The 23758-nt window shown below is 60.6% G+C and carries 23 protein-coding genes and 1 pseudogene; 15 read left to right on the top strand and 9 right to left on the bottom strand.

Translation table 11 applies throughout. The features are described 5' to 3' along the window. Positions 1 to 161 precede the first annotated feature (161 nt). Together MM194_RS05635 and MM194_RS05640 are read right to left on the bottom strand one after the other, a co-directional pair. Positions 162 to 2009: a DUF3413 domain-containing protein gene (locus tag MM194_RS05635; protein WP_241342989.1), complete on the bottom strand. Its 1848-nt coding sequence runs from the start codon at positions 2007 to 2009 to the stop codon at positions 162 to 164. A 43-nt stretch (positions 2010 to 2052) separates the two neighbouring features. Beyond that, entirely contained in the window at positions 2053 to 2280 is a 228-nt protein-coding gene (locus tag MM194_RS05640) for a DUF1414 domain-containing protein (protein ID WP_011705556.1), read from the bottom strand. Positions 2281 to 2353: 73 nt separating this feature from the next. Here MM194_RS05640 and yejK point away from each other — a divergent pair, with 73 nt between their 5' ends. The 5 genes from yejK to ugpC all read left to right on the top strand — a co-directional run bounded on the left by yejK (position 2354) and on the right by ugpC (position 8813). After that, positions 2354 to 3403 carry a nucleoid-associated protein YejK gene (gene yejK, locus MM194_RS05645; RefSeq protein WP_033131918.1) on the top strand — a complete coding sequence of 350 codons (1050 nt, stop codon included), beginning with the start codon at positions 2354 to 2356 and terminating at the stop codon, positions 3401 to 3403. 395 nt (positions 3404 to 3798) lie between these two features. Next, on the top strand, positions 3799 to 4980 hold the full coding sequence (malE, locus tag MM194_RS05650; protein WP_033131919.1) for a maltose/maltodextrin ABC transporter substrate-binding protein MalE: 1182 nt from the start codon (positions 3799 to 3801) through the stop codon (positions 4978 to 4980). A gap of 71 nt (positions 4981 to 5051) precedes the next feature. Beyond that, complete coding sequence (malF, locus tag MM194_RS05655) at positions 5052 to 6704, top strand: maltose ABC transporter permease MalF (protein WP_033131920.1); 1653 nt, start codon at positions 5052 to 5054, stop codon at positions 6702 to 6704. 12 nt (positions 6705 to 6716) lie between these two features. Further along, on the top strand, positions 6717 to 7607 hold the full coding sequence (malG, locus tag MM194_RS05660; RefSeq protein ID WP_033131921.1) for a maltose ABC transporter permease MalG: 891 nt from the start codon (positions 6717 to 6719) through the stop codon (positions 7605 to 7607). 69 nt (positions 7608 to 7676) lie between these two features. After that, positions 7677 to 8813, top strand: coding sequence for a sn-glycerol-3-phosphate ABC transporter ATP-binding protein UgpC (gene ugpC / locus MM194_RS05665; RefSeq protein ID WP_033131922.1), 1137 nt, complete (start codon positions 7677 to 7679; stop codon positions 8811 to 8813). A gap of 110 nt (positions 8814 to 8923) precedes the next feature. Here ugpC and ppk2 read toward each other — a convergent pair whose 3' ends face one another. Continuing rightward, positions 8924 to 9739 (bottom strand): polyphosphate kinase 2, encoded by an 816-nt coding sequence (gene ppk2 / locus MM194_RS05670; protein ID WP_241342990.1) that lies wholly within the window; start codon positions 9737 to 9739, stop codon positions 8924 to 8926. Positions 9740 to 9841: 102 nt separating this feature from the next. On the opposite strand from ppk2, the gene MM194_RS05675 reads away from it, so the two are divergent. Then, complete coding sequence (locus MM194_RS05675) at positions 9842 to 10642, top strand: alpha/beta fold hydrolase (RefSeq protein ID WP_033131924.1); 801 nt, start codon at positions 9842 to 9844, stop codon at positions 10640 to 10642. An 83-nt stretch (positions 10643 to 10725) separates the two neighbouring features. Here MM194_RS05675 and MM194_RS05680 read toward each other — a convergent pair whose 3' ends face one another. From MM194_RS05680 to MM194_RS05690, 3 genes are all read right to left on the bottom strand, one after another. Continuing rightward, a complete protein-coding gene (locus MM194_RS05680; protein WP_033131925.1) occupies positions 10726 to 11535 on the bottom strand; it encodes a MipA/OmpV family protein in 810 nt (269 codons plus the stop codon). A 257-nt stretch (positions 11536 to 11792) separates the two neighbouring features. Next, positions 11793 to 12863: an AI-2E family transporter gene (locus tag MM194_RS05685; protein WP_033131926.1), complete on the bottom strand. Its 1071-nt coding sequence runs from the start codon at positions 12861 to 12863 to the stop codon at positions 11793 to 11795. An 88-nt stretch (positions 12864 to 12951) separates the two neighbouring features. Continuing rightward, the gene (locus MM194_RS05690) at positions 12952 to 13197 is read right to left on the bottom strand and encodes a sulfurtransferase TusA family protein (RefSeq protein ID WP_033131927.1); all 246 of its coding nucleotides are present in this window, start codon (positions 13195 to 13197) and stop codon (positions 12952 to 12954) included. 129 nt (positions 13198 to 13326) lie between these two features. Here MM194_RS05690 and MM194_RS05695 point away from each other — a divergent pair, with 129 nt between their 5' ends. After that, entirely contained in the window at positions 13327 to 14781 is a 1455-nt protein-coding gene (locus MM194_RS05695) for a M48 family metalloprotease (protein ID WP_347006496.1), read from the top strand. 132 nt (positions 14782 to 14913) lie between these two features. Here MM194_RS05695 and MM194_RS05700 read toward each other — a convergent pair whose 3' ends face one another. Continuing rightward, on the bottom strand, positions 14914 to 15393 hold the full coding sequence (locus MM194_RS05700) for a TlpA disulfide reductase family protein (protein ID WP_241342991.1): 480 nt from the start codon (positions 15391 to 15393) through the stop codon (positions 14914 to 14916). A gap of 60 nt (positions 15394 to 15453) precedes the next feature. On the opposite strand from MM194_RS05700, the gene arsC reads away from it, so the two are divergent. Together arsC and MM194_RS05710 are read left to right on the top strand one after the other, a co-directional pair. Continuing rightward, on the top strand, positions 15454 to 15804 hold the full coding sequence (gene arsC, locus MM194_RS05705; protein ID WP_033131930.1) for an arsenate reductase (glutaredoxin): 351 nt from the start codon (positions 15454 to 15456) through the stop codon (positions 15802 to 15804). Next, entirely contained in the window at positions 15801 to 16184 is a 384-nt protein-coding gene (locus MM194_RS05710; RefSeq protein WP_033131931.1) for a DUF2069 domain-containing protein, read from the top strand. The genes arsC and MM194_RS05710 overlap by 4 nt, the downstream gene beginning before the upstream one ends. Positions 16185 to 16225: 41 nt before the next feature. Here the strand turns inward: MM194_RS05710 and MM194_RS05715 are convergent, their stop codons facing one another. Continuing rightward, positions 16226 to 16831, bottom strand: coding sequence for an ACP phosphodiesterase (locus MM194_RS05715; RefSeq protein WP_033131932.1), 606 nt, complete (start codon positions 16829 to 16831; stop codon positions 16226 to 16228). Between the two features lie 184 nt (positions 16832 to 17015). Here MM194_RS05715 and iadA point away from each other — a divergent pair, with 184 nt between their 5' ends. Continuing rightward, positions 17016 to 18146 carry a beta-aspartyl-peptidase gene (gene iadA / locus MM194_RS05720; protein WP_241343000.1) on the top strand — a complete coding sequence of 377 codons (1131 nt, stop codon included), beginning with the start codon at positions 17016 to 17018 and terminating at the stop codon, positions 18144 to 18146. A 104-nt stretch (positions 18147 to 18250) separates the two neighbouring features. On the opposite strand, the gene MM194_RS05725 is transcribed toward iadA, so the two are convergent. After that, positions 18251 to 19153 carry a lysine exporter LysO family protein gene (locus MM194_RS05725; RefSeq protein WP_241342992.1) on the bottom strand — a complete coding sequence of 301 codons (903 nt, stop codon included), beginning with the start codon at positions 19151 to 19153 and terminating at the stop codon, positions 18251 to 18253. A 531-nt stretch (positions 19154 to 19684) separates the two neighbouring features. On the opposite strand from MM194_RS05725, the gene MM194_RS05730 reads away from it, so the two are divergent. The 5 genes and pseudogenes from MM194_RS05730 to MM194_RS05750 all read left to right on the top strand — a co-directional run. After that, positions 19685 to 20455, top strand: a complete 771-nt coding sequence (locus MM194_RS05730; RefSeq protein WP_033131934.1) for an ABC transporter ATP-binding protein — start codon at positions 19685 to 19687, stop codon at positions 20453 to 20455. A gap of 67 nt (positions 20456 to 20522) precedes the next feature. Then, positions 20523 to 21296, top strand: a complete 774-nt coding sequence (locus MM194_RS05735; protein WP_033131935.1) for an ABC transporter substrate-binding protein — start codon at positions 20523 to 20525, stop codon at positions 21294 to 21296. 209 nt (positions 21297 to 21505) lie between these two features. Continuing rightward, on the top strand, positions 21506 to 22246 hold the full coding sequence (locus tag MM194_RS05740; RefSeq protein ID WP_241342993.1) for an ABC transporter permease: 741 nt from the start codon (positions 21506 to 21508) through the stop codon (positions 22244 to 22246). A 3-nt stretch (positions 22247 to 22249) separates the two neighbouring features. Next, positions 22250 to 22942: an ABC transporter permease gene (locus MM194_RS05745; RefSeq protein ID WP_241342994.1), complete on the top strand. Its 693-nt coding sequence runs from the start codon at positions 22250 to 22252 to the stop codon at positions 22940 to 22942. A 112-nt stretch (positions 22943 to 23054) separates the two neighbouring features. Continuing rightward, a pseudogene (locus tag MM194_RS05750) lies at positions 23055 to 23758 on the top strand (IS3 family transposase); the annotation flags it as partial.

Below are 23758 nucleotides of genomic sequence, written 5' to 3' on the forward strand. Positions count from 1 at the left end.
GACTTATACATCATTAGTGGAAGGGATACGTTTGCGGATATGGGGGATAAAACAGGGCAACATGGAGACGATGACAGGGGGCCTTTTCAGTCCCTAAGCGAGTCTTTAGGCAATAAAAAGCCCGCCAAGGCGGCGGGCTTTAAGGGACGGGGTCAAGCCCGTTATGGGGCGCGATAGAAGCGGTTGAGCTCGTTCATCACCTGGATCATGGCGCCCATGTCCGGGGTGCCGTGCTTGATGGGGCGATAGGTGTTGCGATCCAGCAGCTCGAAGTCACCCTGCTTGTTGAAGTGGGTGATGGTGTTGCCCTGATAGATGGCGAAATCGTTCTGATCCCCCGCCAGCAACCAGCCACGGGGGCTGTCGTCAAACAGGCTGCGACCAATGCTGTAGTCGCGCACCGGATTGCGTACCCCCAGCATGCCCTTCATCAGGGTTGGCACCAGATCCAGGTGGCTGCTGGCCTGCGGCTGCGGCTTGTTCTCGGCACCGGGCCAGGCGAGCACCAGCGGCACCTGCACCTGATAGGGGGAGTAGTTGCTGCCATAGCCCCAGCTGTTGCTCTGAGTCTCATTGAACTCCTGGCCGTGATTGGAGGTGATGACGACGATGGTCTGTTCGCTCAATCCCTGTTGCTGCAACCGGGTCAGCATCTGTTCCAGCAGCTGATCGGTGTAGAACACCGTGTTCTTGTAGCGATTCTCCAGCTTCTGCAGGTTCTCTGGCTTATAGGCGGTGGCCGGGTTGAAGCGGGTCAGTTCCGGCTGGAAGGGGCCTTTCACATCGGCAGGCACCTGATAATCCCCCGGGCTGGACAGGTAGACCAGGGAGAACCAGGGTCTGTCCGCCGAACGTTTGGCGAGCCACTGCTGCCAGTCACCGATGAGACGGGTGTCATCTGTCTGCTCGGAGACGAACACCTGCTTGCGCAGGCCGGCGAGCAGGCTCTGCTGATATTGCTGGGCGTCTTCCAGCGCCCCGAACAGGCCGAACTGGTAGTCCTGGCGCAGCATCTCGTCGAACAGCACCGGCGGGCGCTTGTCGGTGCGGATGTCGCCGTAATAGTGGCCTGGCAGCCCGTAGAAGAGGCTGAACATCCCCATCACATCGTCATTGCCGCCACTCATGTGGTTCTGGAAATTAAGGTGCTGATCCGCGTAACGCTGCAGATTGGGCATGTTGATGTTGTTGAGCATGTCGGCCCGCAGGGAGTCGACCACCACCACCAGCAGGTTCTTGTGTTCAGCGGGCGCGCTCACGTTCAGCGGGCGTAGCGGATAGATCAACCGGTTCTCGGCGCTGCCCTGATCCTCGGCCCGCTTCTCATACTGCTCCAGATCCAGCCAGCCATGCTTGGCCAGGAAGCTCCTGGCGGTCATGGGGTAGGAGAGCGGGAAGTTGGCGCGCTGCATGGTGATGGGCTGATACAGGGTTGCATCGGCCCAGCTGTTGACCAGATGGGTCAGCATGAAGCAGACCAGCAGGGCCAGCCCGACCTGGTTGCCGTACTGGCGCCGTTTGCGTTTGTTGATCTTGCGCCACACATAGGCCGACAGCAGCAACTGCAGCAGGAAGATGGTCGGCACTGCCACGAAGATGATGCTCCAGATCGAGCCCTCTTCGGTCTGGGCCTGATCCAGCAGCAGTTGCCACACCTGACCATTCAAGTGGAACTTGAACAGCTGGAAGACCTGGGTGTCGATGAGCAGCAGCACCTGGGCCAGGGTGGCGATGATGGCCGAGATGAAGCGCAGTGACCTTTCCCTTGGCAGCACGAAGCTCAGGGGGAAGACGGTCAGCAGGTAGGTGACGAAGCTCAGGAACGAGAAATGGCCTATCCAGCTGATGATGAGATAGGTAATGCCGAGCGTGGTCGATGGCCAGCTGATGGAACCCAGATAGCGGGTCGCGATCAGCATGGCCAGAATGATGTTGAAGAAGGAGAACCAATGCCCCCAGGTGATCAGGCGAGAAACATTATCACGATAGGGGTTGCCGGTTTCGACCATAGTGATCCATCTGCTTGAAAAACATCAAAGAATACGAAGAAACTCAGTGAGCATCGTGGCGATGATCCACCGAGGCGGTGAGCGCCTGGATGTACTTCTCGGTGATCGCCTGACGCTGGGCCGGGGCCATACCGTTGATGATATTGGTGGTCAGATTGCCAAGCACCATCAGGCTGAGATCCACCGGCGCCTTGTGTTTCTCAAGGGCGGTGATCAGATCGTTCATCAGGGCGTCAAACTGCTCGTTATTGTACTTTGATACGATGGGCATAATCTTGGGTTCATCTCGGTTCAAAGCGCCTTATAATACTTCACCCTTTCGGCTAACACTATGGCTTTGTGACATGAGTCTCGATATCGACAAGATCATTCTTCACTCCCTGCGGCCTGGCCACGATGGTCAACCCCACGCCGACACTCGTAGCCAGACTCTGCCCGCAGACGAGGCGGTACAAGGGTTGATGGCGGAGCTGCATCGCATCTATAACGGCAAGGGCGGCAAGGGGTTTGGTTTCTTTGCTGACCCCGAGGCGGCCGTCGCCGAGCTCACCGACGGCGAGGAGGCTCCGAAGCAGCCTTCCCCGGCCTTTCGCATCGCCCTCGAGCAACTGCTTGGCGAACAGACCGACTTCGTTCCCTTCTCGGTGGCCATGACCCAGTTGCTGGTGAAAAATCTGGTGGATCACGCCCTGGATGAGCAGGGTGTGCTGCTATTCGCCAAATACAACTATGTCGGCGTGGATTATCTGATGCTCGCCCTGCTGGAAGGCAAGGAGAGTGTCACCGTCAGCGAGGCGCTGGAATTGCGTCATATCCAGTATCTGGATATCGGCAAACTCAATCTGGTGGCACGCATCGACCTGACCGAATGGAAAACCCAGCCGGATTCACGCCGTTATATCACCTTCAGCAAGGGGCGAGTCGGCCGCAAGCTGGGGGATTTCTTCATGGACTTGCTGGGTGCTCGCGAGGGCATGGATGCCAAGGTGCAGAATAAGGGGCTGCTGCAGGCGGTGGACGATTATTGCGACAGCCGTCAGCTCGAGCCCGCCGAACGCAATGACTACAAGAAACAGGTCTTCAAATATTGTACCGAGCAGGCCAGTGCCGGCGAGGAAATTGAAATCAAGGAGCTGTCGGCAGAATTGCCGGGGGAGGGCGACCTCGATTTCTACAGCTTCATCGGCCAGGAGTACGAGCTCGAGGACCGCTTCCCGGCGGACAGATCCACCCTGCGTGGCCTGACCAAGTTCGTCGGCTCCGGCGGTGGCCTGACCCTGAGCTTCGAGCAGAAGTTATTGAACAGCCGTGTATTTTATGACCCGCAGACCGATACCCTGACCATCAGGGGCGTGCCGCCGAACCTCAAGGATCAGCTGCTGCGCCAGTCATAATGTGATCCAGTCATCACTTTTAGCAAAAAGACACCGGGGCTCGCTCCGGTGTCTTTTTATTTAAGGGGTTGGCGCACGTCGAAATTGACTCGGTACTTTGTTAACACATTAAACAAAATAATGGGTGTGAAAGGGTTTTCAATGGGGTGAAAGCCCTTTCATTGGTGTAATTTTATTTCTATTCGGTAATTATTTTTCTGTGTGCAGACAAAAATATGGCGATAAACCCCGATAAGTCGCTGAAATAAGAAAATGTTTTCAGAACTTTCTGGAAGAAAATACGTAATTGCATTTCAAAAATGCGAGGCATGTCATGTGAGGCATTGGCGGCTTGGGATAATATTCATCTCGCACACAATGCTCTTACAGCGCGGAACTCATACAAGGAAAGGCTCATGAAAAAGAAATTGCTGTCATCCCTGATCGGTCTGGCTACCCTGGGTGTGGCTTGTTCAGCCACCGCCGCCATTGACGAAGGTCAGCTGACCATCTGGATCAACGGTGACAAGGGCTACAACGGCCTGGCCGAAGTAGGCAAGAAATTTGAAGCCGAGACCGGCATCAAGGTGACCGTCGCTCACCCGGATCAGGTTGAAGTGAAATTCCAGCAAGCCGCCGCTACCGGCAATGGTCCGGACATCTTCCTCTGGGCTCACGACCGTTACGGTGAGTGGGTCAAGGCCGGTCTGCTGGTGCCGGTCGCTCCGAACGCCGCCACCAAGGCCAAGTTTGAGCAGTTCGCCTGGGATGCCATGACCGTCGATGGCAAGACCTACGGTTACCCGGTTGCGGTGGAAGCCGTGAGCCTGATTTACAACAAGGATCTGTTGCCGAACCCGCCGAAGACCTTCGAAGAGATCGCCAAGATCGACGAAGATCTGAAGAAAAATGGCAAGCGCGCCATCATGTGGGCCTATGACACCCCTTACTTCAGCTACCCGCTGGTGGCCGCCAACGGCGGTTATGCCTTCAAGAAGACCGCTACCGGTTATGACGTGAAAGACACCGGCGTGAACAACGCAGGTGCCAAGGCCGGCGTCGGCTACATCTCCGAGATGATCAAGTCCGGTCACCTGGAGAAGGGCATCGACTACGGTGTCATGGATGCCAAGTTCAACAAGGGCGAAGTGGCCATGATGATCAACGGCCCCTGGGCCTGGAGCAACCTGGACAAGAGCGGCATCAAGTACGGTGTAGCGCCGCTGCCGACCCTGAATGGCAAGCCGGCCAAGGCCTTCGTTGGCGTGCTGGGCGCGACCATCAACGCCGCCAGCCCGAACAAGGATCTGGCTGTCGAGTTCCTCGAGAACTACCTGCTGACCGATGCTGGCCTGGCGCCGGTGAATGCCGACAAACCGCTGGGCGCCGTGGCGTTGAAATCCTTCCAGAAGACCCTGGAATCCGACGCCAACATCAAGGCCACCATGCAGAACGCCCAGAATGGCGAGCCGATGCCGTCCGTGCCTGAGATGAGCCGTTTCTGGTCCTCCTTCGAAACAGCCCTCAAGAACGTCACCTCCGGCCGTCAGAGCGTTGACGAAGCCCTGGATACCGCTGCCAAGCGTATCGTTCAGTAAGCATGCACCAGGGAGGCCTTCGGGCCTCCCACTCTCTCCAATCTCTCTTGGCGTAATAAAGGTTAATTGGCATGGAAGTAGTACCTTCTATCGAATCCTATGCCGGTCCGAAGGATAAGCACACCTGGCTTAAGTGGACCCTCGCTGCCCTGGTCGCCATTCTCAACGGCTATGCTGCCGTGATGATGTATGCCAGCGGTGAGTGGGTGTTCGCCCTGCTCGATCTGGTGGTGGTCTCCGTCGGTCTGTATGTCTTCATGAACAAGAAGACCTATGCCCACCGCTATATTTTCCCCGGTGTGGCTGGCATGGTGGTGTTCATCATCTTCCCTCTTGCCTACACGATCGGCATCGCCTTCACCAACTACTCGGGTGCCAACCTGCTCTCCCTCGAGCAGGCGCGGGAATTCCATCTTAAAAAGATCTACAAGGTGGCGGGCGGTGAATTCGATTTCACCCTGCTTGGCGGCGAGAACAATCAGTTCCAGCTGTTGCTGCAACAGGATGACCAGTCCTTCATCAGCCAGCCCCTTAGTCTGCTGAACAACAAGGCGCATGCCCTGGCCGTCCGTGAGGGCAAGGTCCGTGACGAGGCGCAGGTTGTCCAGTTGCAACCCCTGAACGGGGCATCCATCGGCCAGGCGGCCCCCATTCGCGCCATCGTCGATCATCGCACTCATCTCACTGCGCTGGATCTGGTGCTGCCGGAAGGCAACATCCACCTGACCATGAGCAGCCTGCGCAAGTTTGCGGCGCAAAAACCTCTCTACACCCAGCTGGCGGATGGCGCCGTGCTGCCGTCCGGCGTGGTGATCAAGGACAGCAACCTGCTGCGCGACAACCAGAGCGGCGAGCTGATGCTGCCCAACGGTGACACCGGCTTTTACCAGTACATCGATGCCAATGGCGAGTTCGTCGGCAAGGGCATGGCCCCCGGTTTCGTGGTGAGCGTGGGCTGGAAGAACTTCGTCCGCATCATGACAGACCCGGGTATCCAGGGTCCCTTCATGCAGATCTTCGTCTGGACCGTGATCTTCTCCGCCTGCTCGGTGTTCTTCACCCTGGCCATCGGCACCGTGATGGCCTGTCTGGTGCAGTGGGATCAGGTCAGGGGGCGCGGTTTCTACCGGGTCATGCTGATCCTGCCCTATGCCATACCAGCGTTTATCTCCATCCTGGTGTTCAAGGGCTTGTTCAACCAGAACTTCGGTGAGATCAACCTGTTCCTGGAAGCGGCGTTCGGCATCAAGCCGGACTGGTACACCACCCCCTTCCTGGCCAAGGTGATGATCCTCATCGTCAACACCTGGCTCGGCTACCCCTACATGATGATCCTCTGCATGGGGCTGCTCAAGGCGATCCCGGAGGACCTCTACGAGGCGTCGGCCATGGACGGTGCGGGTCCGGTACAGAACTTCTTCAAGATCACGGTACCGCTGTTGATGAAGCCGCTCACGCCGCTGCTGATCGCATCCTTTGCGTTCAACTTCAACAACTTCGTACTCATCCAGTTGTTGACCAACGGGGCACCGGACATCATAGGGGCCAGTACCCCGGCCGGGACCACGGATCTGCTGGTGAACTATACCTACCGGATCGCGTTCCAGGGCTCGGGTGGTCAGGACTACGGTCTGGCCAGTGCCATCGCCACCGCCATCTTCCTGATCGTCGGCGCGCTCGCACTGCTCAACCTGAAATTGTCCAAAGCCGACAAGCAACAGTAAGGAGGCTTCTCAATGGCAATCGTACAACCCAAGTCAGTCAAATACCGGGTGTGGGCAACCCACCTGGTCATGTGGGGCTTCCTCGCACTGATCATCTTCCCGGTGATCATGGTCATCGCCATCTCGTTTCGTAACGGCAACTTCTCGGTGGGGGAGATCATCCCCTCCGATCCGACCCTGGATCACTGGAAGCTGGCGCTGGGCATGTCCATCACCAACGCCGATGGCAGCATCACGCCGCCACCCTTCCCGGTGCTGACCTGGCTGTGGAACTCCATCAAGATCGCGGGCATCACCGCCGTGATGATAGTGGCGCTGTCGACCACCTGTGCCTATGCGTTTGCCCGCCTGCGGTTCCGTGGCAAGCAGACCATCCTGCAGGGGATGCTGATCTTCCAGATGTTCCCGGCGGTGCTGGCGCTGGTGGCCATCTATGCGCTGTTCAACAAGATCGGCGACTACATCCCCTGGCTGGGTCTGAACACCCACGGCGGCCTGATCCTGGCCTATATGGGCGGCATAGCGCTGCACGTCTGGACCATCAAGGGCTACTTCGAGACCATCGACTCCTCCCTGGAGGAGGCGGCGGCCATCGACGGCGCCACCCCGTGGCAGGCTTTCCGCCTGATCCTGTTGCCCCTGTCGGTGCCCATCCTGGCGGTGGTATTCATTCTGGCCTTCATCGGCACCATCACCGAGGTGCCCGTGGCCTCCATCCTGCTGCAGGATGTGAACAACCTGACCCTGGCGGTCGGTGCCCAGCAATACCTCTATCCGCAGAACTATCTGTGGGGTGACTTCGCGGCCGCCGCCGTGCTGTCGGGTCTGCCCATCACAGTGGTGTTCCTGCTGGCTCAGCGCTGGCTGGTGGGCGGTCTCACCGCCGGTGGCGTCAAAGGTTAAGGTTTGTGGCCGGGGGAGTGCGCTCCCCCCTCCATCACGATTTGCAAAGATTCAAGAGCGGAGCTCGTCATGGCTGAAGTAGTACTCAACAACGTTCGCAAGAACTACGATCCGGCGGTCCACAAGGACACGCTGCGCAACATCAACCTGGCCATCAAGGAAGGGGAGTTCATCGTCTTCGTCGGCCCGTCCGGTTGTGGCAAGTCCACCCTGCTGCGGATGATCGCGGGCCTGGAGGACATCACCAGCGGTGAGCTGACCATCGGCGGCCGCTACATGAACGACGTGCCACCGGTGGAGCGCAACGTGGGCATGGTGTTCCAGTCCTACGCCCTCTACCCGCACATGAACATCTACGAGAACATGGCCTTCGGCCTCAAGCTCAAGAAGATGGACAAGGAGAACATCCACAAGCGGGTGATGCGCGCCGCCGAGATCCTGGGGCTGGAGCCGCTGCTGGACAGAAAGCCCAAGGCGCTCTCCGGTGGCCAGCGCCAGCGGGTGGCCATAGGTCGCTCCATCGTGCAGCAGCCGCAGGTGTTCCTGTTCGACGAACCCTTGTCGAACCTGGATGCCGCGCTGCGGGTCAAGATGCGCATCGAGATCGCCAAGCTGCACAAGGAGCTCAACTCCACCATCATCTACGTGACCCACGATCAGGTGGAGGCCATGACCCTGGCCAACCGCATCGTGGTGCTGAGCCCGCTCAAGGGCGAGGCCGAGACCAACCTGGAGCAGTTCGGTACGCCACTCGATCTCTACCACAACCCGGACAACAAGTTCGTGGCGGGCTTCATCGGCTCTCCCAAGATGAACTTCCTGGCGGGCGAGCTGCAGGAGATAGGCGAGCAGGAGTGTGTGGTTCGGCTGACCTCAGGTGACACCGTGCGTGCCCGGATCGATGCCCGCAGCGGCGCGGTCGGTGACAAGGTCGAGCTGGGGGTGCGCCCCGAGCATCTGGTGACTCTGGATCACCCCCATGCCCATAGCAAGGTGACCGGCATAGTGCAGGTGGCCGAGCATCTGGGGGCCGAGTCCTTCGTCTACATGGATGTGAATGGTCACGACTTCACCGTCAAGGCCCATTCCGATATCGATGTGGTCACCGGCGAGCAGTACAGCGTCGGCATTCCGGCCGAGGCCTGCTACCTGTTCGATGCCAAGGAGCAAGCCTTCCCGCGCACGGCCAAATATATCCGCGCCTGAGAGCGTTCAGGTTTTCCTTGTATTCAATGCCTTTTTGCCGGTCGTCAGACCGGCTTTTTATTGCCTGCCGTTTGGGATCTGTCCGGCAGGCATAGCACCCGAGCTTATGCTCAGGCCTCCAGCGCGGCCGTGATGTCGGGTACGAAGGTCTGGCTGGTCAGTGGGGGGCGCTCATAACCTTCGGTCTTGATGGGGGGCAGCTTGATGGGTTCGTAATGGATCGCCTCGTAGGGCACCTTGCCGAGCAGGTGGGCGATGCAGTTGAGGCGGGCGCGGCGCTTGTCGTCGGCATCGACCACGAACCAGGGGCAGTCCTCGGTATCCGTGTAGGTGAACATGTCATCCTTGGCGCGGGAGTACTCCACCCAGCGAGAGCGGGACTGCAAGTCCATGGGGCTGAACTTCCAGCGCTTGATGGGAGTGTTGATGCGCTCCTTGAAGCGTTTCTCCTGCTCCTCGTCCGACACCGAGAACCAGTACTTGATGAGGGTGATGCCGGAGCGAGTCAGCATCCGCTCGAACTCGGGGCAGGCACGCAGAAACTCGCGGTATTCGGCATCGGTGCAAAAGCCCATCACCCGCTCTACCCCGGCCCGGTTGTACCAGGAGCGATCGAACAGCACCATCTCACCCGCCGAGGGCAGGTGGGCGGCATAGCGCTGGAAGTACCACTGGGTACGCTCCCTGTCAGAAGGGGCGGGCAGGGCGGTGACCCGGCAGACCCGGGGGTTAAGGGGCTCGGTGATGGTTTTGATGACGCCGCCCTTGCCGGCGGCATCGCGCCCCTCGAACAACACCACCACTTTCAGTCCCTCCTGCTTGACCCACTCCTGCAGCTTGACCAGCTCCTCTTGCAGCTGAGCGAGGTGGTGTTCATAGGTTTTTTTGTCCAGGCGCGGGCGTTTCTTGCTCTTTTCCTTCGGCATGCTCTTCTCCTGTTTGAGTCTGATCCAGCTTGCACCAGGGAGGCGCCACTGCCAATAGGGACGTGCTACACTGCCGCCCCCTTTGCGGCAACAGGAGCAAACATGAAAAAAGTGATGGAGATAGCGGGTCGTCAACTGGCCTACCTGGACGAGGGTCAGGGCCCGGTCCTGCTGTTTGGCCACAGCTATCTGTGGGACAGCGCCATGTGGGCGCCGCAGGTTGCCGCGCTCGAGGGGCAATATCGCTGCATCGTGCCCGAGCTGTGGGGCCACGGTGATTCCGATGTCTTGCCCGCAGGCCCCTGCACCCTGGGAACCCTGGCCCGGGATCATCTCGCCCTGCTCGATGCCCTCGGCGTCGACGACTTCGTGCTGGTGGGCCTCTCCATCGGCGGCATGTGGGGTGTCGAGTTGGCAAGAGCCGCTCCTGCTCGCCTCAAGGGACTGGTGCTGATGGACAGCTTCGTCGGTTGGGAGCCCCAGATCCCCTGCGAGCGCTATCTCGCCATGCTCGGCGCCATCGAGCAACTTGGCAGCATCCCCGAGCCCATCGTGGAGCAGGTGGCGCCGCTGTTCTTTGCCCATCAACCGGATGCGGCGCTGATGGCTGGCTTCAAGGCTCGGCTTGCCAGCTGGCCAGCGGACAAGGTGGCGAGCCTGGTGGCGGTGGGGCGCAGCTTCGTGACCCGGGACGACAGAATGGAGTGGCTCGAGGAGATCACGGTACCGAGCCTGGTGATGACCGGCTGCGAGGACAAGGCGCGCCCGGTGCTGGAGGGTTATCTGATGGCCGAGACGCTGGCTTGTCCCTTCAAGGAGATCCCGGCTGCGGGCCATATCTCGACTCTGGAGAACCCGGCGTTCGTCAACCAGGTGCTGGCCGAGTTTTTGGCCGGACTATAGTGCTCGCCGTCAATCGATGAAAAAGAAGGGAGCCTCGGGCTCCCTTCTTGCTGTTGGCGTTTTCTTGCTACCGGGCGCTCCGGTTACCAGATATAACCGATCCCGAAGCCGGCGTAGAGCTCGCCATCGTGCTGGACGATGGGGCTGTTGGCGATGTCGTTGTCATACAGCTCGTAGTTGGCGGCAAACATGCCGATCCAGTGGGGGCTGAAGCGGTAGCTGGTGATGAGGGCGACCATGGGGGAGAGGGTAGTGCCGGTGTCCCACTCGGGGCGCTGGGCCATGGCCTCGCTGCCGGAGACACCGCCGAAGTAGTAGTTCGCCATCTTGTCGCTGCGGATCATCACTCCCATGCCGGGCATGATGAGCAGCTTGTCGCGAATGATGGGGAAGTCGGCCCACAGCAGCAGCTCCTGGCCGTTGCTGGTCCCTGTCACGTCCGTGCTGAGGCGGGTGCTGAGCAGGGCGTAGGGGGTGATCAGGCTGGCGCCTACGCCCCCTTCCAGCTCCCACTCGCGCTCTTCCATCCCCGCGAGCTCGGGGGCATCGTCGGGATCCAGGTTGCCGAAGCGCAGCCGGCCATAGCCGTAAGCGGCAAAGTTGTCGTCCTTGTGGAAGTAGTAGCGGGCCCTGTCCCCGAGGAACATGAACTGATCGCCGAAGTAGATGGCGCCGGGTACGGCCAGGGCGGTGTTGTCCTGGCCCTGATAGCGTGCATCCCCGCCGATGACGGCGGCGCCCAGCACCAGGCCCTTGGGGACCGGGCTGGTGGGACTGTCCTGCACGAAGATGTCGAGGGAGCCGAGATCGATCTCGGCCCGGACGGCGGGTGCGAGCAGCAGGGTCAACAGGCAGCCGAGAGGCGCATGGCGCAGGGCACGGAGAGGGGGCATGGAAACATCCTTTTAGTCGGGGCCACGGCTGGGGGCACAGGGTAGTGCTGACGATGCTGTCAGTGAAGCCTGTTTTTATTTTAAATTCAAGTCGATAGAAACATTTCGGTCACCCTATTCTCCCGATGCGTCAGGGTGGGTGCTAAGTGGATCTCTTTGTCGTCGCCGTCTGGCCACGCAGACAAAAAAAGAGAGGCTGGCGTCTCTCTTTCGTATCAGGTCATCGAGCGGGGTTGATGATCCCGCTTATCTCAATATCAGGCCGTGGGACGGGGTTGTTCATCCCGCTTGGGCCAGGCATTGAGCACCGCCTTGACCAGGGTCGCCAGGGGGATGGCGAAGAAGACGCCCCAGAACCCCCAGAGACCGCCAAACACCAGCACGGCGATGATGATGGCGACCGGGTGCAGGTTGACCGCCTCCGAGAACAGCACGGGCACCAGCAGGTTGCCGTCCAGCGCCTGAATGATCAGATAGGCCACCATCAACCAGGCAAAGTCGGGGGTCAGCCCCCACTGGAACAGGGCGACCATGGCGACGGGCACGCTGATGGCGACGAAGCCGATATAGGGCACCAGCACCGAGAAACCGACCGCCACCGCCAGCAGCACCGAGTAGCGCAGCCCCATCAGCGCGAAGGGCACATAGGTCGCCACCCCGACGATCAGGATTTCGATCACCTTGCCACGGATGTAGTTGATGATCTGGTCGTTCATCTCCACCCAGACCCGGTTGACCAGGGTGCGGTTGCGCGGCAGGAAGCGGCGCAGGCCTCCCATCAGCACTGTCTTGTCCTTGAGCATGAAGAACACCATCAGCGGCACCAGGATGACGTAGATGAGGATGGCGACCACGTTGATAAGCGAGCTCAGGGAAGCGCTCACCAACTGCTCACCCCCGGCCAGGATGCGCTGGCGTATGTTGTCTATGATGGTCTCGACCAGGCTGACGTCGATGATCTCGGGGTACTTCTCCGGCAGGGTGCGCACGTAATCCTGGGCATGGTTGAGCATGGAGGGCGCCTCCTTGGCCAGGTTGATGCCCTGATTCACCAGGGTCGGGATCAGCCCCAGGAATGCCATGGTGGTGAGCGCGATGAACAGCAGCAATATCAGGCTGGTCGCCAGGGCGCGAGAGAGCCCGGCCCGTTGCAGCCGGCTGACCGGCCACTCCAGCAGATAGGCCATCACCAGTGCGACCAAGAGCGGCGCCAGCAGATCGCCGAACAGCCAGAGCACGGCGAAGCAAAATACCAGCAGCAGGAACAGGGTGACGGCGTCCGGATCGGAAAAACGGGTCTGATACCAGCGCTTCAATACTTCTAACATCGAGGCTTCCTTAGATTACTGGGGTCATGTCCATCGTAATGACAAGGCCCCGACGACGGACTGCAAAGGGAGATCGCTGGCATTGGCGTCACGGTGACGGCCCGGCCCCGACGACGAGCCGCAAGACGAGACGGCTATCGGACTCCTGCTGCAGCGACACCTGATGACCCTGACGGCGCAGCCAGGCCGGAATGTCCTGTCTGGAGCCGGCATCCCCCAGTAAAATGAGCAGGGATTGACCAGCTTGGGCGCCGCGTAGCCAGAGTTTGAGCCGGATCAGGGGCTCGGGACAACGCCAGGGGGTCAGGTCGAGCCGTTCCCATTGCTGTTCCATAGAGGGAGGAGGGTTCCATCGCGTGGGTGGTCGTCATTATGGCCGTGATGGCACCGTGAAACAACGCTTGTGAGCCTTGATGGGCAAGGGTATTCTGCCGAAGCCTTTTCTGATGGAGATAGAGATAACGTGGCACGTTTTTCCCCCTTGATGGCATCACTTCCGCTGCTGGTTTCCATGATGGGCGCCACTTTTCATGCCCAGGCGAGTAATCAGCTGCCCGACATCGGCACCGCCGGCGTCGCGGCCCTGCCCATCGAGCAGGAGGTGCGCTATGGCAATGCCTTCATGCGGTTTGCGCGGGCCGGTCTGCCCATCATCGACGATCCCGTATTGAACGAGTACATCGACGATCTGGGTCAGCGACTGCTCACCAACGCCGACGGGGTGCGTTTCCCCTTTACCTTCTTCCTCATCAACGATCCCAGCATCAACGCGGCCGCCTTCCTCGGCGGGCGAGTCAAGGTGCACACAGGCCTGTTTCTCTACGCCGACAGCGAGAGCGAGCTGGCCTCGGTACTGGCTCACGAAATCACCCACGTGACCCAGCGCCACATCGCCCGTTACATGGAGGCGCAGGCCAGCAGCTCGGCCATGACCCTGGCGGGTCTGGTGGGCTCCATCGCGCTGGCGGTGATCAACCCCACCGCCGGTATCGCCGCCCTGCAGGCGACGCTCGGCCTGTCGATGCAGTCGGCCATCAACTACACCCGCGACAATGAATACGAAGCGGACCGGATCGGCATGAAGACCCTGTATGACGCCGGTTTCGATCCCATGGGCATGGCCAACTTTTTCCAGAAACTGGCGGCCGAGTACCGTTACGCCAGCAAGCCGCCGGAAATGCTGCTCACCCACCCCCTGCCGGAGACCCGGATCAGCGAGGCCCGCGCCCGCGCCGGCAGCTATGGCCAGCGGACGTTACCCCCCAGCCTCGACTTCTGGCTGGCCAAGGTGCGTATCCAGGTGCGCTACGGCACCGAGAACCCGCAGGCGCTGCTCACCTACTTCGACAGCCGCTTGCAGAAGGGGGACTATCCCCTCAAAGACGCCGCCCTCTACGGCAAGGCACTGGTGCTGCTTCAGCTCAAACGCACCGACGAGGCCGACACCCTGATGCAGCAGCTGGCGACCCGTCATCCCGAAGATCTGTTCGTGCTGGATGGCCTGACCGACATCGATCTCGCCAAGGGGCGCAGTGCCCAGGCCATCGCCCGGCTGGAGCGATTCCGCACCCGCATGCCGGACAACGAGGTGGTGGTGGTCAACCTCGGCAACGCCTATCTGGAGGGGGGTAACTACAAGAAGTCCATCGCCATCCTGGACCCTTATGCCCGCGAGCATGAAGAGAACAGCCTGGCCTGGAGCCTGCTGTCCGATGCCTATCGCAAGGCCGGCCGGATGACGGAGCTGCACATGGCGCGGGCGGAGACCCTCTCCCTGCGCGGGGACTACCAGGCGGCCATCGACGAGCTGATCGTCGCGCGGGGCACCACCAGCGACAAGCTGACCCTGGCCCGCATCGAGGCGCGCATCACCCAGCTGGAGCGTGCGAAGAAGGATCTGGACAGCCTGAAGGGCTGATCCGCCAACCCGCGTGGGTATGAGACGGGGTGCCGAGAGGCACCCCGTCTTGTTATGGTGGATTTATATGCTGGTTTTGATGTTTTATACAGGGTTAGATGGCGTTAAATCATGCCTGGATAGCAGCTTGCGCTAGGGTTGCGCCGCCAGTCGGGCCTTGAGGGCGGCGATCTTCTGCTCATCGAGCTCTCCCACCAGGGTCTCCTGCAACTTGCCCTCCCTATCGAGCAGATAGCTGGTGGGCAGCACCGTCGGCCTGGGGAAGGGGAGGTTGGCCTCATCATCGGGGATCATCAGCGGCACGGCGATATGATACTGCCGTGCCAGCACCTTCAAGTCGGCCGGGGAGGCGGGATCGAAGCTGATGGCGAGCACCCCGATCTGGCCTTCCCGGTGCAGGGCCGCCAGCAGCGGCATCTCCCGCAGGCAGGGGGCGCACCAGGGCGCGAAGTAGTTGACCAGCAGCGGCTTGCCACCGAGCTGCTCCAGGCCAATCTGTTTGCCCGCCCCATCGGTGAAGCTGGGGGCCGGGGTGCAGGCCCCCAGCAGGCTGGCCACAATCAGCCAACAAATTCGTTTCATTTCCATTCCCCTCCTGCTTACCCTGCGCATCGGTTTCCCCTACAATAGCGCCATTTCTTGCCCCATCTTGCGATCAATCAGGGAGTTACCATGAGCGAGACCCAAATTTACCACAATCCGCGTTGTTCCAAGAGCCGTGAGACCCTGGCCCTGCTGGAGCAGCAGGGGATCGCCCCCGAGGTGGTGCTCTATCTGGAACAGGCGCCGAGCGAGGCGCAGATCCGTACCCTGCTGAGCCAGCTCGGCTTTAGCGACCCCCGCCAGCTGATGCGCACCAAGGAAGATCTCTACAAGGAGCTGGGGCTCGGTTCGCAGAGCGGCGATGCCCTCATTAGTGCCATGCACCAACACCCCAAGCTCATCGAGCGCCCCATCGTCATCAAGAATGGCCAGGCCCGGCTCGGCCGTCCGCCCGAGCTGGTGCTGGAGATCCTCAAGTGAGCACCCGCTTCGCCCGTCTGCTGACCCTGGTCGGCTTCTTCGGCCTGCTGGCCTGGGTTATCCTCTGGCATCTGTGGCTCTCGCCCCACCCGGATCTCAACCCCTGGTTGCTGCCGGTGATCTGGACGGTGCCGCTGCTGTTCCCCCTCAAGGGCATAGTGCAGGGCAACCCCTACACCCACGCCTGGGGCAACTTCGTGCTGATGCCCTATTTCCTGCACGCCCTGACCCTGATCACCACGGATGAAGGGGAGCGGTGGCTGGCGGTGGTGGAGTTGGTGTTCACTACCCTCGCCTTCGTCGGCACCATCTACTACGCCCGCCTGCGCGGCCGTGAGCTGGGGCTCAGCATTCGCAAGAAGAAGGGTGAGGCTCAATAAGCCAGGCCCGATCCTGACAAGACGCCCCTCGGGGCGTTTTTTTATGGGGCCGGCGGCCGGCGTCGCTCGGTCAGCTGCCGCTCGCTATAGGCCATCAGCTCGGGATAGAAACGCAGGAAGCCCCGTTCGCCGGCCTGCCATGCCGGCGCGTCCAGAGTCGTGAGCGCCTCTCCCAGCGGCAGCGGGCGGCGCAGCCGATGGCCTATGCCGTTGAGGGCCCGAGTCAGCCCCTCCCGGCTGCGATAGGAGGCGATCCAGTCCTGCTCCGCCATCCGCTTGAGGGGCGGGGGCAAGCCCTCCGGCAAGGAGGTGTCGTCTGACAGCAAGCGGCCATAGCTCTCGTGCAGGAAGTGGGGCAGGGCCTCTTGGTGAAACTGCTGCCAATGCAGGCTGAGCCAGTGATCGTAGAGCATGTCCACCAGGATGCCGCCAAAGCGGCGCCAGGGTTGCTCGAATCGTGCGACGGCGGCCCTGTGCTCGGGATGGGCGTCGGTGAAGGCGTCTATCTTGCGGTGCAGCCAGATCCCCTCGTCGAAGGTGGGGCCCAGGGCGCTCGGCAGCGGCCCCTTGACGAAATCCCCCAGCAGGTTGCCGGTGAGGGAGCTTCGGGTATGGGCGGCCAGATGCAGGTGAGCCAGGTAGTTCATGAGCGTCGCGGTGGGCCAGCAAGGGAGAATTGTTGCTGAGCCTAGCGGATCCGGCCGCCTTTGCCTATGGCGGACGAGGTCGCATGCCGCAGAGGAAAAGCTTTCACTGAGGCGGCAATGGTGGATTAATGGGGAGATATCCGTCTCTTTGGCGCCATTAACCGGATTGCGAGGAATAACCATGATGTTGACCCTGATCGAGGGTGCCGAACTCTACTGCCCAGCCCACCTGGGGCAGCAGGATCTGCTGGTGGCCGATGGCCGGATCGCATGGATAGGCAAGGGGCTGGCCGTGCCCGACGGCTGGCCAGTGGCGCGGGTGGATGGGCGTGGCCGCTACCTGGTGCCCGGCCTGGTGGATCCCCTCGCCCACATCACCGGCGGCGGTGGAGAGGGCGGCTTTGCCTTTCGCACCCCTGAACTGGCCGCCGGGGAGGCCTTGAGGGCAGGGGTCACCACCCTGGTCGCGGCGCTCGGCACCGACAGCCTGACCCGCACGTTGGCCCAGGTGCTCGGCAAGGTGCGGGAGTTTCGCGCCGCCGGGGTGAGCGCCTTCATGTATACCGGATCCTATCATCTGCCGGTCAAGACCCTCACCGGTTCGGTGGAGTCGGACATCATGCTGATCCCCGAGGTCTTGGGGGTGGGGGAGGTCGCCATCAGCGACCACAGATCCAGCGCGCCGACTCACCACGAGCTGGCCCGGCTGGTGAGCGAGGCGCGGGTGGCGGGCCTGCTGGCGGGCAAGAGCGGGGTCAGCTTCTTCCATCTGGGGGATGGCCGTGGGGCGCTGGCACCGCTGCGGGCCCTGCGGGATGAGACCGATATCCCCCTGCGCCAGCTCTATCCGACCCACTGCAATCGCAACCCCTGGCTGTTTGCCGAGGCCATCCATTGGGGCAAGGCGGGGGGCTGGGTCGATCTCACCACCTCGAGCTTCCCCGACTTGCTGGAGGATGGCGAGCGGCTGGCCGCCGATGGGTTGGTGGAGCTGCTGGCCGCCGGGGTGCCCGCCGATCGCATCAGCTTCAGCTCGGATGCCAACGCCAGCTTGCCGCGCTTCGATGCCGAGGGGCGATTGATCGAGATGCGCTGCGGTCAGATTGGGAGCCTGTGGCAGGAGCTGGTTCAGGCTTGCGCCAAGGGGGTGGCGCTGGAGACCGCCTTGTCGGTGGTGACGGCCAATCCAGCCCGGGCCCTGGGATTGAGTGGCAAGGGGGTGATCGGGGTAGGCCAGGATGCGGATCTGCTGCTCGTCGATCCCGATACCCTCGCCATAGCGAGGGTGATGAGTAGCGGCCAGTGGCGGGTTTGAGGCTCGCAATGGCAGAGAATCGTCCGGTGGCGCAAAGACGGTGACATCCCGGCACGAAGAAGCCCGACGTCCAGGTCGGGCTTCTTCGCTTGAGTGGCGGGTGCTTAGATGGCCAGGAAGCCCAGGATCAGGATGGGGCCGAGCAGGCTCAGAATGAAGCCCGAAACGATGGCCACCGGCACCATCTGGATGCCGCCGGATTTCTGGATCACCGGCAGGGTGAAGTCGAGCGCGGTGGCGCCGCCGTAGCCGATGGCGGCGGAGGGGTGACGACGCATCAGCATCGGAATGATCATGATGGCGATAAGCTCGCGCCCCAGATCGTTGATGAAGGCCGCAGAGCCGAGCACGGGCCCCAGCTTGTCCGCCACCAGGATGCCGGAGAGGGAATACCAGCCGAAGCTGGAGGCCAGCGCCAGGGCGTGGTTCCAGGGCATGCCCAGCCATTGGGCCGCCAGCAGGCTGCCGAGCCAGCTGCTCAGGATCACGGTGAGGGCGATTTTCATGCCCCAGGGGTTGAGCAGGATCTGGCGCAGCCGCATGCCGGAGTTGCGCATCTGGATACCGATGAGCAGCAACAGCAGCATCAGCGCCCACTCACTCAACTTGTCGATGGGCAGGGCGCGCAGATCGACCAGCAGCCCCAGTCCGACCCCGGCCAGCACCACGAAGCAAAGCTGCAAGGACTCCCACAACATGTGCAGCTTGTTCGGCTGCCTGACATCGATGGCCTCGTGGGTCGGCGGGCTGCGCTTGTCCAGCCACCAGAGTGCCAGCAGGTTGCAGAGGGTGATGGCGCCGAGCATGATGGCGGCCACCTCGAAGATCACCGCCAGATTGCTGCCGAGGTTCTCCACATAGGCCAGCCCCAGCCCCATCAGGAACAAAATGAGGTAGACCATCTTGCCGAGAGACTGATTGATCAGCTTGATGAGCCGGGTGGAGGAGAGGGGGACAAGATAGCCAATCACCAGCGGCAGCAGGATCAGCAACACATTCAGCAACATTGGGGCCTCGGTCACAAAACTGGGAAAACGACACATTACCACTACTTATTGGCCAAGAGTCATATATCCATGAGTTTGTATGTTTCATTCGACCCTTTTTTTATCGGATTGTTACCTTTTCATTGCGAATCCCCCTTCCCGAAGTGCCCTGGCCTCGGCTCGTCATCGCCAATGAAATCAATTCCATTTCGAAAAAAGTGCGTTTTGTTCGACGGAACAGGGATGAATAAAGTGACTCTGAACGGCTTCTGACTGAAATGGCTGAATCTTCTTGCCACTGGTGCGTTCCGGGTATAAAAAGGCGGTATCTCAGAGGTGGTGCAAAGCGGATTTTATGCAGACAAAGTGCTGAAAAATACCGTCAAGGCCAATAAAAATACAGATAAACCACTAAATACCTCGGTTCTGTATTGTTTTTTAACTACCTGAATGATATTTTCGCTGAAGGTTGCCATCGGTTAACTTTTTGTTAAATTTACGATGGTGGAGTCGCGCCGTAGCGGCGTCTAGGGACAGACAAGGTTGTAATGGATGAGCGACGTTGCCGCACTGGAAGTTCGTGAACTGCACAAATATTTTGGCACCCACGAAGTGCTCAAGGGCATCGACATGACGGCCCACAAGGGGGATGTGATCTCCCTGATCGGCTCCTCCGGCTCGGGGAAGTCGACCTTTCTGCGCTGTATCAATCTGCTGGAAACCCCCTCTTCCGGCACAGTATCACTCCATGGCGAGCTGATCCGCATGAAAGCCAACCGGGCCGGTGAACGGCAACCGGAGGACATGCGGCAGGTAGAGCGTATTCGCAGCCGGTTGGCCATGGTGTTTCAAAGCTTCAATCTCTGGTCGCACATGACCATCATGCAGAACATCATCGAGGTGCCTATCCAGGTGCTGAAGGTGCCCCGTGCCGAGGCCATCGCCAAGGCGGAGCATCTGCTCAACCGGGTCGGCCTGTGGGAGCGACGCGACTATTACCCTGGTCACCTCTCCGGCGGTCAGCAGCAACGTGCGGCCATCGCCCGCGCCCTGGCGGTGGAGCCGGAGGTGATGCTGTTCGATGAACCCACCTCGGCGCTGGATCCCGAGCTGGTGGGGGAGGTGCTCGGCCTGATGCGCGAGCTGGCCGAAGAGGGGCGCACCATGCTGGTGGTCACTCACGAGATGTCGTTTGCCCGCGACGTGTCGAACAAGGTGATGTTCCTGCATCAGGGCAAGGTGGAGGAGGAGGGCAATCCCAAAGAGATCTTCGCCCATCCCAAGTCGGAACGATTCAAGCAATTCATCTCCTCCATCTATTGATGGGCGGGATTTCATTATTCAACAATCTTCGTTTTCAACGATCGACGTGTTTATCAAGGAGAGATACATGAACAAGCTGATGCTGGCGACCGCCGTGGTGACTGCCCTGTGTTCCGGCAGCCTGATGGCCAAGGAGTGGAAAGAGGTACGGATCGGGGTGGAAGGGGCCTATCCTCCCTTCTCCTGGACCGAGCCAAGTGGCGAGGTGAAAGGCTTCGACATCGACATCGCCAACGCCCTGTGCGAAGAGATGAAGGTGAAGTGTACCCTGATCAAGCAAGATTGGGACGGCATCATCCCGGCGCTGCTGTCACGCAAGTATGACGCCATCATTGCCACCATGGACATCACCGAAGAGCGCAAGAAGAAGGTGGACTTCACCCAGAAGTACCAGCACATTCCGGCCCGCTTCGCCGCCAAGAAAGGCACCGAAGTGCAGCTCGACAAGGCCTTCATGGACGGCAAGACGGTCGCCGTACAGCGCGCCACCTCCATGGACACCTACATCACCGACAACTTCCCCAACGCCACCATCAAGCGCTACGGCACCGCAGACGAGGCCTATCTCGATCTGAAATCCGGCCGGGTTGACTATGTGATGGCCGACTCCGCCGCCATCAGCGATGGTCTGCTGAAGAAAGAAGGGGGCGATGCCTTCGAATTCGTCGGCCCGAAACTGACCGATCCCAAGTGGTTTGGCGAGGGTGCCGGCATCGCGGTACGCAAGGCTGACAAGGATCTGAAAGAGAAATTCAACGCCGCCATCCTGGCCCTGCGCGCCAACGGCAAGTACAAGGAAATCAACGACAAGTACTTCGACTTCGACGTTTACGGCGAATAACAGCAAGAAGTTTACGGCGCATCAAGGTCGTTCAGGACGAGTCGCTGCGATCCCCTGAGCCCCGTCAGTCGTCATAGGGCCCGTTGCCTCCCGCTGGGAGTGACGGGCCTGCTTAATTGCAATGGTGCTGCATGTGGTTGATTTGAAAGAATATGGGGCCTCTTGTGTTGGAGAGACGAACCCAGTCAATTGTTGCAATGGAGCTGCCTATGTTTGATTTGAAAGGATACGAAAACTCCCTGCTGGAGGGCGCCTGGGTCACGCTGGAGGTGGGGCTGGCCTCGCTGCTGCTGGCTTTGCTGCTCGGCATGCTGGGTGCGCTGGCCAAGCTCTCGCCCTACAAGTGGGCGCGCGGCATCGCCACCGGCTACACCACAGTCATTCGCGGCATCCCCGATCTGGTGCTGATGATGCTGCTGTTCTTCGGCGGTCAGGTGCTGATCAACAACCTCTGCACCTGGGTCAATGAGAGCTACAACAACTACCTGCTGGCGAGCAATCCGAACCAGGAGTGGGTCTCCCTGCTGCCCGATTACATCGACATCAGCCCCTTCGCGGCCGGGGTCGCCACCATCGGCTTCATCTTCGGCGCCTACATGACCGAGACCTTCCGCGGCGCCATCCTGGCGGTGGACAAGGGCGAGCTCGAGGCGGCCCGCGCCTTTGGCATGCGAGCCACCCAGGTGTTTGTGCGGATCCTGTTCCCCCAGATGATGCGCCACGCCCTGCCGGGCTTTGGCAACAACTGGCTGGTGCTGCTCAAGACCACGGCGCTGGTCTCCATCATCGGGCTCGATGACATGGTGCGCAAGGCGTCCCTGGCGGCGGGCTCGACCCAGCAGCCCTTCACCTTCTACATGGCGGTGGCGCTGATCTTCCTGGTCTTCACCGCGGTTTCCACCTCGGCACTCAAGTGGGCCGAGCGTCACTACGCGATCAAGACGAGGTAAGCCATGGATTTCTCAATCATTCTCAAAGAGTGGCCCACCTACTGGGAGGGGCTCTACACCACTGTGCTGCTGGTGGCGGCGTCCCTCATGCTCGGCCTGGCGCTGGCGGTGCCCATGGGGATACTGCGCAATAGCCACAACTGGCTGATCAAGGGGCCGATCTGGGCCTATATCTACTTCTTCCGTGGCACCCCGCTCTTGGTACAACTGTTCATCATCTACTACGGCGCCGCCCAGTGGGAGTGGCTCAAGAACAGCGCCGCCTGGGAGCTGTTCGCCCAGGCCTGGTTCTGCGCCCTGCTGGCGTTCACCCTCAATACCGGTGCCTACACCGCCGAGATAGTGCGTGGCGCCGTGCTGAACATGCCCAAGGGGCAGATCGAGGCGGCCAACGCCTTCGGCATGACCCGCTGGCAGACCCTCACCCGCATCATTTTGCCGAACTCGTTCCGCCGTGCGCTGCCCGCCTACAGCAACGAGGTGATCTTCATGCTGCAGGGCTCGGCGGTGGCCGGCATCATCACCATCGTCGACCTGACCGGCGCGGCGCGGATCATCAACTCCCGCTACTACAGCCCGTTCGAGGCTTTCCTGACCGCTGGCCTGCTCTACATGCTGCTGACCTTCGTCATCGTCTGGCTGTTCAAGAAGTGGGAGACCCGCTGGCACGCCCACCTGCGCCCTCGCACCGTGTAATGGAGCGCATAAAGCAGAGACAAAAAAGCCCGCATATTGCGGGCTTTTTTTATGGGTATGTCCCGTCCTGAATATGGTTTACACCTTTCCCCCCCAATAAATGGAGAACCCGATGGGACAAGGTGTGAAACGGACACAGCGCGATTACTCGCTGACTTTTAAACTGGCGCTGGTCGAGCAGATTGAAAAAGGCGAGCTCACCTACAAACAGGCTCAGGCCCGTTATGGCATTCAGGGCCGCTCCACCGTTCTGGTATGGTTGCGTAAACATGGTCGGCAAGATTGGAGCCAGGGGGCTTCTGTGCGCGTCGGCAGGAGCATCACCATGCCTGACCCCGACAACCAGACGCCCGAACAGCGAATCAAGGAACTCGAGCAGCAGCTGGCGCTGATGAGCCAGAAGGCCCAGTTCTTTGAGGCCGTGGTCGATGTCCTGAAGAACGACTACGGCGTCTCCATCGTAAAAAAGCGACCCGGCAAGTCCTGGCAAGTCGAGAGGCTGACCATCGTCAGGGCTTGCCTGTTTCTGGGAATAAGCCGTCAGGCTTACTACAAGCGCAATCGGGTTGCAGACCTGCGCCATGCTCAGGGGCTGCAGGTAGTGCGCTTCGTGCGTCAGGTTCGACTGCGCCAACCGCGGGTCGGCACCCGCAAGCTGCATTATCTGCTGCAGGGTCAGGATGATGGCGGGCTCAAGGTCGGGCGGGACAGGCTGTTTCAGATATTGGCCGAGCACCGCCTGCTGGTGCAGCCCAGGCGGGCGTATCACAAGACCACCCACAGCTTTCACCGTTTCTACCGTCATCCCAACTTGCT

It is taken from the genome of Aeromonas sp. MR16, assembly GCF_022549315.1.
GTDB lineage: Bacteria > Pseudomonadota > Gammaproteobacteria > Enterobacterales > Aeromonadaceae > Aeromonas > Aeromonas aquatica.

Bases quoted from the DNA above. Each gene is read 5' to 3' on its own strand.
- MM194_RS05635 (WP_241342989.1), bottom strand. From the start codon at position 2,009: ATGGTCGAAACCGGCAACCCCTATCGTGATAATGTTTCTCGCCTGATC.
- MM194_RS05640 (WP_011705556.1), bottom strand. From the start codon at position 2,280: ATGCCCATCGTATCAAAGTACAATAACGAGCAGTTTGACGCCCTGATG.
- yejK (WP_033131918.1), top strand. From the start codon at position 2,354: ATGAGTCTCGATATCGACAAGATCATTCTTCACTCCCTGCGGCCTGGC.
- malE (WP_033131919.1), top strand. From the start codon at position 3,799: ATGAAAAAGAAATTGCTGTCATCCCTGATCGGTCTGGCTACCCTGGGT.
- malF (WP_033131920.1), top strand. From the start codon at position 5,052: ATGGAAGTAGTACCTTCTATCGAATCCTATGCCGGTCCGAAGGATAAG.
- malG (WP_033131921.1), top strand. From the start codon at position 6,717: ATGGCAATCGTACAACCCAAGTCAGTCAAATACCGGGTGTGGGCAACC.
- ugpC (WP_033131922.1), top strand. From the start codon at position 7,677: ATGGCTGAAGTAGTACTCAACAACGTTCGCAAGAACTACGATCCGGCG.
- ppk2 (WP_241342990.1), bottom strand. From the start codon at position 9,739: ATGCCGAAGGAAAAGAGCAAGAAACGCCCGCGCCTGGACAAAAAAACC.
- MM194_RS05675 (WP_033131924.1), top strand. From the start codon at position 9,842: ATGAAAAAAGTGATGGAGATAGCGGGTCGTCAACTGGCCTACCTGGAC.
- MM194_RS05680 (WP_033131925.1), bottom strand. From the start codon at position 11,535: ATGCCCCCTCTCCGTGCCCTGCGCCATGCGCCTCTCGGCTGCCTGTTG.
- MM194_RS05685 (WP_033131926.1), bottom strand. From the start codon at position 12,863: ATGTTAGAAGTATTGAAGCGCTGGTATCAGACCCGTTTTTCCGATCCG.
- MM194_RS05690 (WP_033131927.1), bottom strand. From the start codon at position 13,197: ATGGAACAGCAATGGGAACGGCTCGACCTGACCCCCTGGCGTTGTCCC.
- MM194_RS05700 (WP_241342991.1), bottom strand. From the start codon at position 15,393: ATGCGCAGGGTAAGCAGGAGGGGAATGGAAATGAAACGAATTTGTTGG.
- arsC (WP_033131930.1), top strand. From the start codon at position 15,454: ATGAGCGAGACCCAAATTTACCACAATCCGCGTTGTTCCAAGAGCCGT.
- MM194_RS05715 (WP_033131932.1), bottom strand. From the start codon at position 16,831: ATGAACTACCTGGCTCACCTGCATCTGGCCGCCCATACCCGAAGCTCC.
- iadA (WP_241343000.1), top strand. From the start codon at position 17,016: ATGTTGACCCTGATCGAGGGTGCCGAACTCTACTGCCCAGCCCACCTG.
- MM194_RS05725 (WP_241342992.1), bottom strand. From the start codon at position 19,153: ATGTTGCTGAATGTGTTGCTGATCCTGCTGCCGCTGGTGATTGGCTAT.
- MM194_RS05730 (WP_033131934.1), top strand. From the start codon at position 19,685: ATGAGCGACGTTGCCGCACTGGAAGTTCGTGAACTGCACAAATATTTT.
- MM194_RS05735 (WP_033131935.1), top strand. From the start codon at position 20,523: ATGAACAAGCTGATGCTGGCGACCGCCGTGGTGACTGCCCTGTGTTCC.
- MM194_RS05740 (WP_241342993.1), top strand. From the start codon at position 21,506: ATGTTTGATTTGAAAGGATACGAAAACTCCCTGCTGGAGGGCGCCTGG.
- MM194_RS05745 (WP_241342994.1), top strand. From the start codon at position 22,250: ATGGATTTCTCAATCATTCTCAAAGAGTGGCCCACCTACTGGGAGGGG.